This window comes from Burkholderia sp. AU31624 (genome assembly GCF_020420065.1).
GTDB lineage: Bacteria > Pseudomonadota > Gammaproteobacteria > Burkholderiales > Burkholderiaceae > Burkholderia.
In genome coordinates, this window is record NZ_JAIZRT010000001.1 from 824435 (window position 1) to 840061 (window position 15627).

The 15627-nt window shown below is 67.3% G+C and carries 12 protein-coding genes and 2 pseudogenes; 5 read left to right on the forward strand and 9 right to left on the reverse strand.

Annotated elements, in window-relative coordinates; genetic code table 11:
* Positions 1-31: 31 nt before the first annotated feature.
* The 3 genes and pseudogenes from LGM89_RS03830 to LGM89_RS03840 all read left to right on the forward strand — a co-directional run.
* Positions 32-1415, forward strand: a pseudogene (locus LGM89_RS03830) (nucleobase:cation symporter-2 family protein).
* A gap of 85 nt (positions 1416-1500) precedes the next feature.
* Positions 1501-2883: an amidohydrolase family protein gene (locus LGM89_RS03835; RefSeq protein ID WP_226272330.1), complete on the forward strand. Its 1383-nt coding sequence runs from the start codon at positions 1501-1503 to the stop codon at positions 2881-2883.
* A 14-nt stretch (positions 2884-2897) separates the two neighbouring features.
* Positions 2898-3028 (forward strand): annotated as a pseudogene (locus LGM89_RS03840) (Asp/Glu/hydantoin racemase); the annotation flags it as partial.
* A 39-nt stretch (positions 3029-3067) separates the two neighbouring features.
* Here LGM89_RS03840 and LGM89_RS03845 read toward each other — a convergent pair.
* The 5 genes from LGM89_RS03845 to LGM89_RS03865 all read right to left on the reverse strand — a co-directional run bounded on the left by LGM89_RS03845 (position 3068) and on the right by LGM89_RS03865 (position 9406).
* On the reverse strand, positions 3068-3793 hold the full coding sequence (locus tag LGM89_RS03845) for an SMI1/KNR4 family protein (protein WP_089426882.1): 726 nt from the start codon (positions 3791-3793) through the stop codon (positions 3068-3070).
* Positions 3794-3827: 34 nt separating this feature from the next.
* Positions 3828-5129: a PAAR domain-containing protein gene (locus tag LGM89_RS03850; RefSeq protein WP_089496390.1), complete on the reverse strand. Its 1302-nt coding sequence runs from the start codon at positions 5127-5129 to the stop codon at positions 3828-3830.
* The gene (locus LGM89_RS03855) at positions 5126-5920 is read right to left on the reverse strand and encodes a DUF1795 domain-containing protein (RefSeq protein WP_179254876.1); all 795 of its coding nucleotides are present in this window, start codon (positions 5918-5920) and stop codon (positions 5126-5128) included. Before LGM89_RS03855 ends, LGM89_RS03850 begins: the two co-directional genes overlap by 4 nt.
* A gap of 77 nt (positions 5921-5997) precedes the next feature.
* The gene (locus LGM89_RS03860; RefSeq protein WP_089496388.1) at positions 5998-6450 is read right to left on the reverse strand and encodes a hypothetical protein; all 453 of its coding nucleotides are present in this window, start codon (positions 6448-6450) and stop codon (positions 5998-6000) included.
* 88 nt (positions 6451-6538) lie between these two features.
* On the reverse strand, positions 6539-9406 hold the full coding sequence (locus LGM89_RS03865; protein WP_226272331.1) for a type VI secretion system Vgr family protein: 2868 nt from the start codon (positions 9404-9406) through the stop codon (positions 6539-6541).
* On the opposite strand from LGM89_RS03865, the gene LGM89_RS03870 reads away from it, so the two are divergent.
* Both LGM89_RS03870 and LGM89_RS03875 read left to right on the forward strand, forming a co-directional pair.
* On the forward strand, positions 9405-9863 hold the full coding sequence (locus LGM89_RS03870; protein WP_174973743.1) for a hypothetical protein: 459 nt from the start codon (positions 9405-9407) through the stop codon (positions 9861-9863). The two genes, LGM89_RS03865 and LGM89_RS03870, sit on opposite strands and share 2 nt — an antisense overlap.
* A gap of 518 nt (positions 9864-10381) precedes the next feature.
* Entirely contained in the window at positions 10382-11623 is a 1242-nt protein-coding gene (locus LGM89_RS03875; protein ID WP_226272332.1) for an NAD(P)/FAD-dependent oxidoreductase, read from the forward strand.
* A 30-nt stretch (positions 11624-11653) separates the two neighbouring features.
* Here LGM89_RS03875 and LGM89_RS03880 read toward each other — a convergent pair whose 3' ends face one another.
* The 4 genes from LGM89_RS03880 to LGM89_RS03895 form a co-directional block, all read right to left on the reverse strand.
* On the reverse strand, positions 11654-12421 hold the full coding sequence (locus LGM89_RS03880) for a FadR/GntR family transcriptional regulator (RefSeq protein ID WP_226272473.1): 768 nt from the start codon (positions 12419-12421) through the stop codon (positions 11654-11656).
* Positions 12422-12611: 190 nt separating this feature from the next.
* The gene (locus LGM89_RS03885) at positions 12612-13484 is read right to left on the reverse strand and encodes an amidohydrolase family protein (protein WP_089498088.1); all 873 of its coding nucleotides are present in this window, start codon (positions 13482-13484) and stop codon (positions 12612-12614) included.
* Positions 13485-13544: 60 nt separating this feature from the next.
* A complete protein-coding gene (locus LGM89_RS03890; RefSeq protein WP_226272333.1) occupies positions 13545-14486 on the reverse strand; it encodes an ABC transporter substrate-binding protein in 942 nt (313 codons plus the stop codon).
* Between the two features lie 97 nt (positions 14487-14583).
* Positions 14584-15621, reverse strand: coding sequence for an ABC transporter permease (locus tag LGM89_RS03895; protein WP_175239158.1), 1038 nt, complete (start codon positions 15619-15621; stop codon positions 14584-14586).
* Positions 15622-15627: the final 6 nt, after the last annotated feature.

Below are 15627 nucleotides of genomic sequence, written 5' to 3' on the forward strand. Positions count from 1 at the left end.
CGCCCGCAAACGAACCTCAGGAGACTCGCCCATGAACGCTGCTTCACATCCCGTCGATCGGGTCCTGCCGCGCCGCCAGATGCTGACGCTCGGCCTGCAACACATGCTCGTCGCCTATATCGGCGCGATCGCGGTGCCGCTGATCGTCGCATCGGCGCTGAAGATGTCGCCCGCCGACACGACCGTGCTGATCAGCACCGCGCTGTTCTGTTCCGGCATCTCGACGATCCTGCAAACGGTCGGCGTCTGGAAACTCGGCGTGCGCCTGCCGATCCTGCAGGGCGTCGCGTTCAGCAGCGTCGGCCCCGTGATCGCGATCGGCCTGACGCCGGGCGTGGGGTTCGCCGGCGTGTGCGGCGCGGTGATCGGCGCGGGCATCATCACGACCTTCGCCGCGCCGCTGGTCGGCCGGCTGCGCCGCCTGTTCCCGCCGGTCGTGACCGGCTGCATCGTCACCGTGATCGGGCTGCAGCTGTTTCCGGTCGCGTACCAGTGGGCCGGCGGCGGCGACGCGGCGAAGCTGCAGTTCGGCGAGCTGTCGTTTCTCGCGGTCGCGCTCGTCGTCGCGGTCGTGATCCTCGCGGTCAACCGCTTCGCGAACGCGTTCCTGCGCAACCTGTCGGTGCTGATCGGGCTCGTCGCGGGCAGCCTGCTCGCGATCGCGCTCGGGATGGGCAACTTCACGAACGTCGCCGCCGCGCCGTGGTTCACCGTGCCCTACCCGTTCCACTTCGGCACGCCGGTGTTCGCGATCGTGCCGGTGCTGACGATGGTCGTCGTGATGATCGTGCAGATGGTCGAGTCGATGGGCCTGTTCGTCGCGATCGGCGACATCGTCGAGAAGCAGGTGAGCGAGGAGGACGTCGTGCGCGGGCTGCGGGCGAACGGCGTCGCGAGCGCGATCGCCGGCACGTTCGCCGCGTTCCCGTTCATCGCGTTCATGGAGAACGTCGGGCTCGTGATCCTGACCGGCGTGCGCAGCCGCTGGATCGTCGCGGTCAGCGGTGTGCTGATGTGCGTCGTCGCGCTGGTGCCGAAGATCGGCGCGATCGTCGCGTCGACGCCGTCGGCGGCGCTCGGCGGCGCTCGGCGGTGCCGGTATCGCGATGTTCGGCGTGGTGGTCGCCGCCGGCGTGCAGACGCTCGCGAAGGTCGACTTCGAAGGCAACCGCTACAACGTGCTGATCGTCGGCTTCACGATCGCAACCGCGCTGATTCCGGTGATGGCGCCGAAGGTGTTCGCGCACATGCCCGACTGGACGCAGCCGTTCCTGCACAGCGGCGTCGTGCTCGCGTGCCTCGTGTCGGTGCTGCTCAACGCGCTGCTCAACGGTGTGCCGGCGGCTGCCCCCGTTGAATCGCACGTCCACGCCGACGCCGCGCACGGCAGCCCGATGGCGCGCGAGTGCGACTGACGGGCCGCATGCCGCGCGCGGCATCGAGCCCGCGCGGCGCCTGACGAACCACAACCCGACTATCCGTATTCGAGGAGACCCGACCATGAGCGTTCCTTCTTCTTCGCTGCTGATCCGCAACCCGATCGCGGTCATGAGCGGCCGCACCGGCGACGCCGCGCGGCTCGGCCAGGCCGACCTGCGCATCCGCGACGGCCGGATCGACACGATTGCGCCCGATCTCGCACCGCTGCCCGGCGAACGCGTGATCGACGCGACCGACTGCGTCGTCTACCCGGGCTGGGTCAACACGCATCATCACCTGTTCCAGAACCTGCTGAAGGCCGTGCCGGCCGGGATCAACGCCGGCCTGCAGGAATGGCTCGCGGCCGTGCCGTATCCGCGCGTCGCGCGCTTCACGCCGGCACTCGCGCGCATCGCCGCACGGCTCGGCTTCGCGGAGCTGCTGCTGTCCGGCGTGACGACCTGCGCCGATCATCACTACCTGTATCACGCGGGCGGCACGACCGAGACCGGCGACCTGCTGTTCGACGAAGCGGCCGCCTTCGGGATGCGCTTCGTATTGTGCCGCGGCGGCGCATTGCAGGCGGCCGGCGATCATCCGGGCTTCGCCGGCACGGCGTTGCAGCCCGAGACGCTCGACCAGATGCTTGCCGACATCGAGCGGCTGAAGGCGCGCTATCACGACGCGGGCACGGCATCGATGCGGCGCGTGATCGTCGCCCCGACGACACCGACCTTCTCGCTGCCGCCCGACCTGCTGCCCGAAGTCGCGCGCGCCGCGCGCGGGATGGGCCTGCGGCTGCATTCGCACCTGTCGGAGACGACGCGTTACGTCGACTTCTGTCGCGAGCGCTACGGCAAGCTCCCGGTCGAATTCGTCGCCGAACACGAATGGCTCGGCCCCGACGTGTGGTTCGCGCACCTCGTCCATCTCGAGGAGAACGAAATCGCGCTGCTCGCCGAAACGGGCACCGGCTGCTCGCACTGCCCCGTCAGCAACGCGCGGCTCGGCAGCGGCATCGCGCCCGCGCCGCGCATGGCAGCGGCCGGCGTGCCGGTGTCGCTCGGCGTCGACGGTGTCGCGTCGAACGAATCCGGCAGCATGACGCACGAAGCGAATTTCGCCTGGCTCGTGCATCGTGCGGCGCACGGTGCGGCGGCCACCACCGCCGAGGAAGTGCTGCACTGGGGCACGCAAGGCGGCGCGCGCGTGCTCGGGTTGAACACGGTCGGCACGCTGGAGCCGGGCCGGGCCGCCGATCTCGTGCTGTACGACGTGAGCGGGCCGCGCTTCAACGGCTTCCACGACTATTCGATCGCGCCGGTGACCGCCGGCGAGCCCGCGCCGGTGAAGTACAACATCGTGAACGGCCGCGTCGTGGTGGACAACGGCGAGATTCCGGGCCTCGACCTGGCCGCGCTGCGCCGCGAGGCCGTCGACGCCGTGCGGCAGTTGCTCGATTGAACGGACGCCCCGCGATGAATCCGCGCATCCGCATCGGCACCTGACGCCGTCGTCGAACACCGCGCTCGAACCGCTGACGACCGCGATCGTCGCCGGGCTGCCGAACGTCAGCGTGCATTTCGCGCGCTTCACCGTGACCGAGATCCGACACGCCCGGCGCCCGAAAGGCGCCGGGCGTGTCTCATCATCGCTTGTCGGCTTCCTCGACGAAAATCTCGAACCACGCGTTCATCACGGCCCAGAAATCCACCGGCTCGAGTTCGGTCGGATTCTCGTGCCACCAGATCCGCCCTGCGTCGCTGCCGTCGCCGGCGCTGTCGCGCAGGTCGAGGCACAGATAGTCGCCGCCGCCATTCTGGAACACCGTCCACACGAGATCAGGATTCACGCCGAGCTGGCGCGTCTCGTCGGGCGTCAGGTCGAGCTTGTCCGTCAGCGCGGTCTGGTCGCCGATCGGCAACGGGCCCATCGAGTTCGCGGGGAAGAACGTCCAGCCGTTGTGCGTGAACTGGTAGAAGCTGCGCAGATCGTCGGGCAATGCGCGCCACAGCGGCATGTCATCCGATACGAGATCGCCGAGCGGCGGATGGCCGATGAAGAAGTTCAGGTCGTCCTGTTCGACCGTGTACGGATAGAGCAGGCACAGATCGCCGTTCTCCTTCTGGAACACGGCGGGGCGCCGCAGCTTCTCCGCGAAGAACTGCTCGACCGCCGGCAAGCGGCCGGCGACGCCCGCCCACATCTTCGCGAGCCAGTTGCCCAGCGCGGCGTCGGGCGTATCCAGCAGCACGCGCCATGCGGTCGGCACCTGCACGTCGGCGGGAATCTCGTTCGCTGCAAGCCAGACCTGGCCGCGCAGCTTGAAGCGCTTCAGTTCGGCCGTGTAAGTCGTTGCGGATAGCTCAATCATTGCCACTCACCCTTGAATTCGTCGTCGACACATTCTACTTGGGCTGATCGCCAAGCAAATCCTTGATCTGCTGCTGCAGCATCGTCCGGTTGTCGGCCTCGCGCTGCATCATCTGCTGCCTGAATCCTTCGTCCACCTTGATGCCGCCCTTCTTGTATTCGGTCCAGTCGGCATAGGACTTCGACCCCTTCGACGTGTTCGCCGTCTCGCTCAGGCCCGTGAAGTTGTCGGGGTTGTTCAGGACCTTGACCTGGTTGTCGAAGGACAGATCCTTGAACCCGGGCATCTCGGTGATCTCCTTCATCGATACGATGTGGTCCGCATGCAGCGGCTTGTCGATCGTCAGGCCCGGCAGCGCGGGATCGTCCATGCCCGGCTCGTAGTTCTCGTTGACCATCTTCTGGATCTTCGAGCTCGGCGTCTTGGCGCGCAGCTGATCGTACAGCGTGCGCGGCACGCCCTTGGTCGTGACGCGGACGTTGCCGCCGTTCGCGCCGAGCGTGTTCGGCTCGATCTCCACCTTGGTGCGATTCAACACATCGACCGCGTTCTTCGCGGCTTCCGTGTCGGCGCCCTTCGCGCCCAGGCCGAGCAGCGCGAACCCGGCGACGCCGACCATGATGTCGCCGTAGCCGGGGCCCAGCGACTCGCCCCATGAATGGAGCGCATTCAGGCCGACGTTGGCGCCGATCACGGTGCCCGCGAACAGTGCGGTGGCGCCCAGGCCGGCCGCGAGCGCGCCCAGCCCGGCCGCGCCGAGCGCGACGAAGCCGAGCACTTCGAGGGCCGTCTCGAACATCGCTTCCGTGTCGTGAATCTCCACGACGGTGACGGTCTCGCCGCCGACCGTCACGTTGTCGCTCGCCGTCTTGATGGCGGCGCCGCATTCCATCTTCATCGACAGGCGCGCCATCGGCTTGCCGTTGACGGTCACGGTGCGCGACCCCTGCGCGACCAGCAACCGCGTCTGCGGAAAATGATTGAACGGCAGGCCGTTGCATTCGTCCGCATAGTCGACGCCGGCGCGCAGCGCGGAGCGACTGTTGACCGTGACGTTCGGCGATCCCTGATGCAGCATGCCGGTGGTTGGACCGGGCAGGTTGGCCGCTTTCTGGATGCCGCGGACCAGCGCGCCGCCGGCGAGGCCGCCACCCGCCACGCAGCCGCCGATGATCGCGACGAGCGCGAGGCCGCCGGTGGCCGCGGTCGCCGTCACGATGGCCGCCGCGACCACCGCGCCGACCACCGCGCCCGCGATCATGCCGAGCAGCCCGAAGCCATGCCCGATCTCGTCGCCCATGCGGGCCGCGCGCAGGGCGGCCTCGGCACCGCTCATGACGACGCGCCGTCCGGCCGCGCGGCGGCCTGCTGACGCAGGTGCGCTTCGATGTCCTGCAGCGAGACCAGCGGCGGCACCCCCTCCACGGCCGTGACCGCGTCGAGCCGGCGCAGCAGCGGGAGCCCCGAATAGCCCCGGCTGGGCCGCAACTCGTAGCGCCCTTCCGCCTTGAACAACCCCTGGCGGCTGTGCTGGACAATGCTCGGTTCGAGCGGCGAGCCGTCGCTCGCGAAGAACACCCAGTCGTGACCTTCGACTTCGCGCGTGCTGATGCGCTCGCACACCGTGCGCAGATCCGGATAGACGCGCAGCACGCGCGTCCTGGCCGACAGCGCGAACACGTGCGGCAGGCTGTCGTGCGCGGCCGCCGGCGTATCGGCTTCATCCGGCACCGGCGGCATCAGGACGAACGACGCCAGGATCGACGTCCACGCGGGCACGTGCCGCTCGAAATCCTCCACGCGTGCATTGAGCGTGAACACCAGCATCGCGTCGTCGAGCCGGACCATCGCCTGCCGCTGCCGCAGCACCGTCTTGTCGCTGCGCCACTGGTAGTCGAGCATGATGCCCGGCAGTCCGCCGATCGTGACGGCCTCCCGCGCGAGCGGCTTGTAGCCCGGAAACTGGCGCTTGAACGCCGTCTGCTGCACATCCGCGTACGCGCCGGCGTCGTCGAGCGGCGTGTCGTAGTCGCGCGTCACCACGAATGCGACGTCCTTGCGACCGGACGCATCCGGCAAATGGAACACATTCATGGTCTGGTCGCGCCAGCCGTCGGGCAACGTCATGCGCCCCTCGTGCAATCGGTAAGCCGCCATTCCGTTTTTCCTTTTATCGATCCACGCACATGCGTGAGGGGCGCGCGTTACTTCGCCTTCTCGCCGAAACCGACGCTCGACAGGCAATCGGGGTTGCGCTCCGCGAACCCGAACACGAGTTCGCCCCACGGTGTCTCCGAGCGGAACGTCGTCTCCTCGTTCGGCGAGCGGCCCGTCGGCGTACCGGCGATCCGCATCCCGGCGAAATGCGCCTTCACGTCGTCGCGGCCGACGCAACGGCCGGACAGCGTCAACGTCAGCGCACCCTGCGCGCCGCCTTCATTGCTCGTGCGCAGCACGACGCGCTCGATCTGCGTGCCGTCGTCGAGCTTGATCGGCGCGCCATCGTCGTTGCTCCAGAACGTGAAGTATTCGTTGCTCGATTCGCTGCGCGCGAGCTTCGCGTGCAGCAGGTGCTCGACGGGTTCGCGCCGGATCGGCTGATGCGCGCCGATCTGGTCGATCACTTGCCAGAGACTGAGTTGAACGGTTGTGTGCATCTTCTTCGATCCTTGCGAACACGCCGGTGTCACGCCCAGCGACAATGCGAGCAGCAGCGAGGCGGCGATCGCCGCGCCGCGGCCGCGCTTAGTGGGACGGGGGGTAAGTACGGTCATACCAGCTTCCGTAGTACGTTTGATAATTGACATACTGGCCGTTGACGGGCACCGACGCGTATTCGCCCGTGCCATAGACGTGGCCGATGGCGGCCCGTGCCGCGTTCGCGTCGCCGTTCTTCACGAACTGGTTGTACGCGGCATTGTAGGCCGGCGAATTGGCCGGATTGCCGGCGATCTGGATGTCCGGGCCGCCGTGCGCGAGGATTTCGCGCTGCACCTTGATGTTGTTCATCGTCGCCGCGCCTTCGTCCGCCAGTTCGCTGTTGACGTAATTGGTCTTGCTCGATAAATCCGGCGCGCCCGGGTACAGCGCGTGTCCGGTTTCATGCGCGAGCCCCTGGACGACGGCCTGCGGATTGCCGCGGTCGTTGCCGTCGATCACGATCGTCGGCGGCTGGCCGTGCTTGTTCGTGGACGACCCCTGATTCGCCGGACCGTACTGGATATGCCAGCCATCCTTCTGCAACTTGGCGATGTCGTGTTCGAGCGTCGGCGACTTCGCGGCGAGCTTGTCGACGTCGGCGCCGAGCCCGGTCGCCACGGCTTTCTTCGGCGCGCCTTTCGCCTGCTTTTTCCCGTGCGCCGGCGCAGCAGCGGCTGCCCCGCCACCACCGCCGCCGCCTCCTCCGCCGCCCCCCCCTGCCGCCGGCGCGGCGGCGTTCGGCTCGGGATCGGTCGGATCGTTCACCGGCACGAGCGGCGGCGCCGCGGGCCCGGTCGCGCCATCGGGATTCAGGTCGACACTTTGTGAGCCCAGCACGACCACGCGCGTGCCGTCGAGCACGATCTGCCCGTCGGCCGACAGCGTGATCTTCGCCTTCCCGCATTCGAGCACGATCGACTGGGAGCCCTTGACGTGCACGTGCTCGGTATCGGATTCGATCTGCACGGGGCCCTTCGCCTTGAGCGCCATATGCTGTTCCTGCGCATGCAGGATCACCGCCGTCTTCGCCGTGTGCTGGATGTGCTCGTCCTGCGACTGCACGGAAATCGCCTTGCGCACGATGCTCGCGTGCTGGCCCTGCGTGACGACGTTGGTCTGGTTCGGGCCGTTCACGACCGTCACGTGATTGTTCTGGACCGTCGTGGCCATATCCTTCTGGCTGTGGATATTGACCAGTTCCTCGCCTTTCTTGTCGTGGATCACGACTTCGCAGAACCCGCCGCCGCCGGGCGTGGAGTTGCTGTGAAAACCCATCTGGTGCGCGCCGTCGGGCAGGCCGTAGGGCGGCGTCTGTTCCGCGTTGAACATGCGGCCGACGATGATCGGCCGGTCGGGATCGCCGTTGAGGAAATCGACGATGACCTCCTGGTTCACGCGCGGAATCGCAACGGTGCCCCAGCCGCGCCCTGCCCACGGCTGCGACACGCGGATCCAGCAGGAGCTGTCCTGGTCGTTCTTGCCGTAGCGATCCCACGGGAACTGCACCTTGATCCGGCCCATGCCGTCGGTATGAATCTCCTGCCCCTTCGGGCCCACCACGATCGCGCTCTGCGGGCCGGGCATCACCGGCTTGTCATGTTGCCGCACCGGACGATACGGAATCTTGCTGCGGATCAGCGTCAGTTCGTTGCGGAAACTGCCGGGCTGCGCCGAGGCATCGTCGAAGTTGTTCTTCGCGTCGATCCGGATCCCGACGACCAGGAACGTGTTGTCGTCCTGCTTGGCCGGGTCGAACCAGAAGTGCCCGTCGATCTTGAACTTGCGGCCGACCGTGAGCCCGCGGCAACCGGATTCGCCGCGAAATACCTTGGCCTGCCACTCGTACACCTCGAGCCGGCGCTTGGCCTCCGCCTCGCCCGCGCGGGTGTCCTTGTAGGCGAATGCCGAACTGCCGTCGTACACCTCGAGCTTCGGTGCATTGCCCTGATCGGCCAGCGTCGGCAGTTCGACGTAAGGCCGGCCCTTCGGGTGCTTGTAGTCGAACGTATGCAGCGCCACCACGCCGGGCTGGGTTTCGCGGCTCGCCGACAGCGCGGTCAGGCGGTCCGCCTGCTGCACGCCGCTCGCCGCGTTGTAGGTCACGACGGGATCGTGCGCCTGGTCGGGACAGGACGCCGAGTCGTCAGCGATCACGAGCGTGTGGCCGTCCTGCCGGTATTCGAAGTAGTAGAACAGCCCGTGCCGCTCGAGCAGCCGGCTGATGAAATTCAGGTCGCTTTCCTGGAACTGGACGACGTAGTCCTCGGGCTTCAGTTCCTGCTTGATGTGCGTCTGATAATCGACCAGCGCGCCATAATCGGCGAAGACCTTGCGCAGCACGTCGAGCACCGTGACCTGCTGATAGATCCGGCTGTTGACCCGCTTGCCGAGATACCAGAGCCACGGTGCCAGGTCGCCGCGATAGTGCGCGATGCCGCCGTCGTTGCGCTCGAAGCCGAACCGGACCAGATAGCCGTGAATTTGCCGCTCCGATCCGTCCTGGAGCGTGATGTTCACGGCGACCGCCTGGTTCAGCACGTCCTTGAGGTCGATCGACGGATTCTGCGTGATCAGGTCGAGCGTGTAGCCGGGCATTTCGGACAGCGCTTCGCCGCCGGTGATCGCCGCGATCGACAGCGCGCGGTTGCCGGTCAGCGACGACTGGAAACGCAGCAGGCGCGTCGTCTCGCTGAACGGCAACGACGCGGCAGAGGCGCCGGGCTGCGCGGCCGTCTGGCCCGGAACGAAGAATTGCGGTGCGGAAGCGAGATCGGAAAGCGGCTGCCCGGCGAGCGGGTGATCGTCGACAGCCGGCGGCGCGTCGGCAGCCGCCATCGGCATCGCCGAGGCGCCCGCGCCGCGCATGCCGGCCATCGCGCCGGAAGCGAGTTGCCCGGCAAGCGGATTCAGCATGCCGGCCGCCGGTGCGGCCATCGACGCCGCAATCTGCGCCGGATTCCCGCCGGCGGCCAGGGCCTGCATGACGGCCGATGCGGTCGGCGCGATCTTGCCGACGACGGGATTCGCCGCCGCGGCCATTTGCATCGCGCCCGACTGCAGCGCGCCGGCAAGCGGGGACGATCCCGCGGACTCGGCCAATCCGGCGATTCCTGGCAACTCTTTCATGGGCCCTCTCGCTTTCTTTTCTGATTGCCGCGACGCAGGCGACGCGGCATTACTACATGTCGATGTCCGAAATATTAATTTCCGAATGCATCTTCGACGGAATGCGATTCGCGGCTTTCAGGCAATCAATGCAATCGCATTCGCCAGCAGGCAAACATTCGAGAAAATCGGCATTTTCTCCCACGCTTATGTCTTTTTCTTGGCGGGGATCGGCTGTCTCTCACGACAAGCGGCGCCATCATAACGGCCCGTCTCGGGCGAGTCCATACCTTTCAATTAAGTAGTCCCCTCGAATTCCGGCAGCCAGCTGATTATGTAGCCGACCTTCATTTCACGAGACGGGTAACTTTGACATTTCCGCGATGCAGCACGGGATAATTTACCGATACGGTAAATAACCACAAGTCGGCAATTCAAAAACAAATGAGTGCCGGCGAATCGCACCGCAACGCGGTTTTCCGGCATGGTCAGTCATTCCGAAATGACTGGAGCCGCACACCTGTCGATCACGCAATCGACTTTCGCTGGCGTATTGCGCGCCCGCATGAGATTGACGCATTTCCGGACGGAACGCCAACGGATTGGCGCCGGCGAGCGAACGTGTCGCTTCGTGGCATGACGCACATGAAACCCGATGCGCGCCCAACCGTCGGGCATCGCGCGACGCACCCGTGCGCTCCGGAGGTATCCTCGGGTTCTGAACGGACCATGCACCTTCACGCAAGCGGTCCATCCGCTAACCCTACTCTGTCACCGTCATTCATGGATTTCGACGTCATCGTTCTCGGCGCAGGCATCGTCGGCGTCTCCGCGGCACTCCACCTGCAGGATCGCGGGCGCAAGGTCGCCCTCGTCGATCGCGGCGCGCCCGGCGAAGGCACGAGCTTCGGCAACGCGGGGCTGATCGAGCGCTCGTCGGTCGAACCGTATCCGTTCCCGCGCAGCCCGTTCACGCTGATGCGCTATGCGCTGAACCGCTCGACCGATCTCTACTGGCACAGCGCGTCGCTGCCCGCATTCGCGCCCTGGCTCGCGCGTTTCTGGTGGGAATCGGCGCCGCTGCGTCACGCGGCGGCGTCGCGCGACATGCTGCCGCTGATCGAGCGCTGCATCGTCGAGCACGACGCGCTGATCGCGCGGGCCGGCGCCGGCGAGCTCATCCGCGCGAACGGCTGGCTGGAAGCGTTCCGCACGCCCGCCGCATTCGAACGCGGCGTGACCGAGGCCGGACTCACCGCGCGCCGTCACGGGCTCGGCATCACGCCGCTCGATGCCGCCGCGCTGCGCGCGCACGAACCGAGCCTCGCGCCCGGCTTCTGCGGCGCGCTGCACTGGCTCGATCCGAAAAGCGTCGTCGACCCGTCCGCGCTCGTCAAAGCGTACGCGCAACTCTTCGTGCAGGGCGGCGGCACGCTGCTGACGGGCGACGCCGCGAGCCTCGATGCGCTGTCGCCGGGCTGGCAGGTCAGGACGCAGGACGGCATGGCGGCCGCGCCGGCCGTGGTCGTCGCGCTCGGCCCGTGGTCCGACACGGTGTTCGGCAAGTTCGGCTACACGATCCCGCTGCGCGAGAAGCGCGGCTATCACATGCACTACGCACCTTCCACGCGCGGCGTGCCGTCGGCGCCGATCGTCGATCGCGAATACGGTTACGTGATCGCGCCGATGAAGCGCGGGCTGCGGCTGACGACCGGCGTCGAAATCGCGCGGCGTGGCCTGCCGCCCACCGGTGTGCAGCTCGAACGCGCGGAACGCGTCGCGCGGCCCGTGTTCGGTTTCGGCGAGCGGCTCGACCCGCAACCGTGGCTCGGCTTCCGGCCGTGCACGCCCGACATGCGCCCGGTGATCGGCCCAGCGCCCGCGCATCGCGGGCTGTGGTTCGCGTTCGGCCACAACCATCACGGGCTGACGCTCGGCCCCGTCACCGGCCGCCTGCTGGCCGAGATGATGACCGGCGAAGCGCCGTTCACCGATCCGGCGCCGTATCGCGCGGATCGCTTCTGAACGGGCAGCCGGCCATGCTTCGACGCGCGCTCAATCGAGCGCGCGGCCGAAGATGCGGATCACTTCGTCGAGATGCTCGGCCATCGCGCGACGCGCGGCGTCCGGGTCGCGTGCGCGGATCGCGTCGAGGATCGCGCGGTGTTCGAGTTCCGACCGGTGCGGCATGTCGTTCGGCATGTACAGCGACTGCAGCCGCTGGAACATCAGGTCGTACTTGTGCGCGAGCAACTGCTTGATCATCAGCGCATACGCGGCGTTGTCGCTCGCCTCCGCGATGCGGATATGAAACAGCCGGTCGCCCGGATGCGTGAGCGAGCCACTCAGGTTGTCTGCCTGGTTGCGCAGGAACGCCTCGTGAATCCCCTCGATCTGCTCGTCCGACCCGTGCTTCGCGGCCAGCGCTGCGGCTTCCGGCTCGATCAGCCGGCGCGCCTGCAGCAACGCGAACGGCGGGATTTCGGTATCGAGGTCGAGTGCGATGCCGAGTTCGGGATCGATCTCGACGATCGTGAACGGCGCGGCCTTCTCCGCAGGGACAGGCGTAGGCTCGGGTGCGGCGGCCGTTTCGGGATGGCGCACCTTCACGCCGTCGCCGACGCGCACGCTCACGCGCCCACTCACTTCGAGCGCGATCAACGCCTCGCGCACCGAGGTGCGCGACACGCCGAACTGTTCGGCCAGTTCGCGCTCGGGCGGCAGGTAGCTTCCCGGCGGAAAATCGCCGGACTCGATCATCGCACTGAGCTTGTCGGCGATCTGCTGGTAGAGGCGGCGGTTCTGAATCGGCTGGATGGACATACGTCGGGACTGGTGATCGGTTTCGTTCCGGACGGCCGCGCGCGCATCGCACGCAACCGTTTGCGCATATTCTAAAGGTTCGGCCCCGAGCATCGGGCGCAGCATCGATGCGACCGCAACCATCGACACACCGCGGCACCCTTCGTCATTCGTCCGACGAAGTCACGCCCCAACGGGCATGCCCGCGCGCTCACGTCGGCACCGCATAGCAACGCGCGGCAGTGCCGCCCCACAGCGCGGTGCGCTCGGCCGCCGACAGCCGCGATTCGGCCCAGCGCTCGATGATCGACGCCACTTCGTCATACGACGCCGCGAGCAAGCACACGGGCCAGTCCGACCCGAACATCAGCCGCTGCGGGCCGAACGCGTCGAGCGCCGCGTCGAGACACTGCTCGATGCGCCGGACGTCCTTCCCGCGCAGCCCGCGCTTCCAGTCGGCCTCGGTCACGAGCCCCGACAGCTTGCACACGACATGCGGCAGCGCGCCCAGCTCGCGCAACGCGGCGCGCCAGCGCGCGAGCGCCGTGTCGTCGCGCTCGAAGTCGGCGAGTGCGGGCTTGCCGACGTGATCGAGCACGAGCCAGTGCGCGTCGTGCCGCGCACAAAACGCCCACACGTCGCGCAACTGGCGCTCGAACACGAGCACGTCGTACACGTAGCCGTTCGCCTGCAGCCACGCGATGCCGCGGTTGAAGCCCGGCTCCGCGACGAACGCGCCGGCATCGGCTTCGTCCTGCACCTGGTGGCGAAAGCCGCGCAGCTTCGGGCTGCGCCATTCTGCAATGCGATCCGCGAGCTGCGGCGCGGCGAGATCCTCCCAGCCGACCACCGCCGCGATGCGCGCATCGTCGCGCGCGAGATCGAGCAGGAACGCCGTCTCGTCGCGCCCGGCGCGCGCCTGCACCGCGATCGACGCGCCGAGCGCCTGCGCGTGCATCAGCGGCCACAGCGCATCGGGCAGGTAGTCGCGCGCGAGCACGCCCATGCCGGGGCCGATCCACGGGTAATCGGCGGCGCGGTAGCGCCAGAAGTGCTGATGCGAATCGATACGCACTGCGCCCATGATGCCCTCGTGTCCGGTCGCCGCGGCGGCGTCGCGCGCCACCGCCGCGCGACGCAACGTTCAGTCGTACAACACCGCCGCGATCTTCGGATCGTCGATATTGGTCTTGTCGTACCAATAGAAACCGGTATCGATGACCTTCGGCAGCTTCTCGCCCTTGATCGCCTTCACGGCCGCCTCGACCGTCTTGTAGCCGATCCCGATCGGATTCTGCGTGATCGCGCCGGCCATCAGCCCGCTGCGGATCGCGTCCTTCTGCTGCTTGCCGGAATCGTACCCGACGATCACGACCTTGCGCTTCATCTCGCGCACGCCGTTGACCACGCCGATCGCCGAGCCTTCGTTGGTGCCGAACAGCCCCTTGAGCTTCGGATACGCCTGCAGGATCGACTTCGTCACCTCGGTCGACTTCAGCTGGTCGCCTTCGCCGTACTGCACGGTCACGACCCGCACCTTCGGGTGCGCCGACTTCATCCGTTCGAGGAAGCCGTCGCGGCGGTCGATGCCGGTGCGGCTCGTCTGGTCGTGCGCGACCACGGCCACCTCGCCCTCGTCGCCGATCAGCGCGGCGAGCTTGTCGGCGGCGAGCGCCGCGGCGGCCTTGTTGTTGGTCGCGGCCGTCGTCACCGGGATGTCGCTGTCCACGCCCGAGTCGAACGCGATCACCGGGATCTTCTCGGCCTGCGCCTTCTTGAGCAGCGGCAGCGCGGCCTTGCTGTCGAGCGCCGCGAAGCCGAGCGCGGCCGGCTTCTTCGCGATCGCGGCCGACAGCATGTCGATCTGCTTGTCGACCATCGCCTCGGTCTCCGGCCCTTCGAACGTCACCTTCACCTTGTAGTCTTTCGCGGCCTGCGTCGCGCCCGCTTTCACGGCCTGCCAGAACTGATGCTGGAAGCCCTTCGAGATCAGCGGGATGTAGGTTTCCTGCGCCTGCGCGCCGGCCGTGACGCCGACGGCGAACGTCAGCCCGACGATCGCGTTCAACACCTTGCTCCTGATCACTTCGCGTCTCCTTTTTTCGTATCGACTCAACCGACTGGAACGACTGGGACGCCGGCCGGAACCGGCGATGAAGCACCTTCCGCCGTGAATGCGACCGTCAGCGGCGCCGCCGGCGCAGGATATCGACGTAGACGGCGAGGATGATGATCACGCCCGTCACGACCGTCTGCCATTCCTGCGCGACCGACATGATGCGCAGGCCGTTCGTCAGCACGCTCATGATGAACGCGCCGATGATCGTGCCGACGATGCTGCCCGCGCCGCCCGATAGCGACGTGCCGCCGATCACGACGGCCGCGATCGCATCGAGCTCGTAGCCCTGCCCGAGCGCGGGCTGCGCGGAATTCAGCCGCGACGCGATCAGCAGCCCGGCGATCCCGCACACCGCGCCGCTGAACGTGTAGACCGCGATCTTCCACGCATCGACGTTCACGCCCGACAGCCGCAGCGCTTCCTCGTTGCTGCCGAGCGCGAACGTGTAGCGGCCGAAGATCGTGCGGTTCAGCACGATCGACGCGCCGATCGCGACGAGGAACAGGATCAGCACCGCGTTCGGAATCGGCAGCGCCGGAATCAGGTTGCCGATCAATGAATCCTGCGCGATCGACGTGAAGCCCGGCGTGTCGTTGAAGTAGATCGGCCGCGTGCCCGAGATCACGAGCGACAGCCCCTTGAGCAGCATCATCATGCCGAGCGTCGCGATGAACGGCGGCACCTTCATCTTCGCGATCACGAAGCCCGATACGCTGCCCGACAGCGCGCCGAAACACAGCGCGGCGAGGATCCCGAGCGGCAGCGGCATCCCCCATTTCGTCAGCACGACGCCGGCCATCACCGCGCAGAACGTCATCAGCGTGCCGACCGACAGGTCGATGCCCGACGTGATGATCACGTAGGTGCAGGCGACGGCCAGCACGCCGTTCACCGCGGTGGCCTGCAGGATCGCGACGAGGTTGTCGACTTCGAGGAAGTTCGGCGACGCGACGCTGAAGAACACGATCAGCAGCACGAGGCTCGCGAACGCGAGCAGCTTCTGCCGCGCGGCCGGGTTGAAGAAGCGCGACTTCAGGCTCGATGCGCCGGCCGGCGTGTCGCCGGACGCGAGGGGCGGAACGGGATGCGTATCGTTGGACATGATCGG

Excerpts from the sequence above, each read along its gene's own strand:
- LGM89_RS03835 (WP_226272330.1), top strand. The coding sequence starts at position 1,501 with ATGAGCGTTCCTTCTTCTTCGCTGCTGATCCGCAACCCGATCGCGGTC.
- LGM89_RS03845 (WP_089426882.1), bottom strand. The coding sequence starts at position 3,793 with ATGATTGAGCTATCCGCAACGACTTACACGGCCGAACTGAAGCGCTTC.
- LGM89_RS03850 (WP_089496390.1), bottom strand. The coding sequence starts at position 5,129 with ATGAGCGGTGCCGAGGCCGCCCTGCGCGCGGCCCGCATGGGCGACGAG.
- LGM89_RS03855 (WP_179254876.1), bottom strand. The coding sequence starts at position 5,920 with ATGACGTTGCCCGACGGCTGGCGCGACCAGACCATGAATGTGTTCCAT.
- LGM89_RS03860 (WP_089496388.1), bottom strand. The coding sequence starts at position 6,450 with ATGCACACAACCGTTCAACTCAGTCTCTGGCAAGTGATCGACCAGATC.
- LGM89_RS03870 (WP_174973743.1), top strand. The coding sequence starts at position 9,405 with ATGCCGGCCGCCGGTGCGGCCATCGACGCCGCAATCTGCGCCGGATTC.
- LGM89_RS03865 (WP_226272331.1), bottom strand. The coding sequence starts at position 9,406 with ATGCTGAATCCGCTTGCCGGGCAACTCGCTTCCGGCGCGATGGCCGGC.
- LGM89_RS03875 (WP_226272332.1), top strand. The coding sequence starts at position 10,382 with ATGGATTTCGACGTCATCGTTCTCGGCGCAGGCATCGTCGGCGTCTCC.
- LGM89_RS03880 (WP_226272473.1), bottom strand. The coding sequence starts at position 12,421 with ATGTCCATCCAGCCGATTCAGAACCGCCGCCTCTACCAGCAGATCGCC.
- LGM89_RS03885 (WP_089498088.1), bottom strand. The coding sequence starts at position 13,484 with ATGGGCGCAGTGCGTATCGATTCGCATCAGCACTTCTGGCGCTACCGC.
- LGM89_RS03895 (WP_175239158.1), bottom strand. The coding sequence starts at position 15,621 with ATGTCCAACGATACGCATCCCGTTCCGCCCCTCGCGTCCGGCGACACG.